The organism is Bacillus sp. 05T21, assembly GCF_056396785.1.
The window spans coordinates 1-458 of sequence record NZ_JBFTMD010000103.1 but is presented as its reverse complement, the minus strand read 5'-3'; the positions used below and the strand labels follow the sequence as shown (position 1 = coordinate 458).

Genomic DNA, 458 nt, shown 5'->3' with positions numbered 1-458 from the left:
GGTTAAGACACCGCCCTTTCACGGCGGTAACACGGGTTCGAATCCCGTACGGGTCACCACTTTTGGAGGATTAGCTCAGCTGGGAGAGCACCTGCCTTACAAGCAGGGGGTCGGCGGTTCGATCCCGTCATCCTCCACCATATATTTTTAAATGTCGGAGGGGTAGCGAAGTGGCTAAACGCGGCGGACTGTAAATCCGCTCCTTTGGGTTCGGCAGTTCGAATCTGCCCCCCTCCACCATTTTCTTTAAAATAACCTGAGAGGGTTTATTTTTTTGAAAAGATAACCATACTAGTAAATATTAATGGGCTATAGCCAAGCGGTAAGGCAACGGACTTTGACTCCGTCATGCGCTGGTTCGAATCCAGCTAGCCCAGCCATTTACGAGCCATTAGCTCAGTTGGTAGAGCATCTGACTTTTAATCAGAGGGTCGAAGGTTCGAATCCTTCATGTCATG

The 458-nt window shown here is 49.6% G+C and carries 4 tRNA genes; all 4 read left to right on the top strand.

The window, feature by feature from the left end:
- The first annotated feature begins 64 nt into the window (after positions 1-64).
- Positions 65-140 (top strand) — tRNA-Val (locus AC1DKZ_RS33030).
- 16 nt (positions 141-156) lie between these two features.
- Positions 157-240: transfer RNA gene (locus tag AC1DKZ_RS33025), tRNA-Tyr, on the top strand.
- A gap of 65 nt (positions 241-305) precedes the next feature.
- Positions 306-380: transfer RNA gene (locus tag AC1DKZ_RS33020), tRNA-Gln, on the top strand.
- Positions 381-385: 5 nt separating this feature from the next.
- Positions 386-456, top strand: a tRNA-Lys gene (locus AC1DKZ_RS33015).
- Positions 457-458 lie beyond the last annotated feature (2 nt).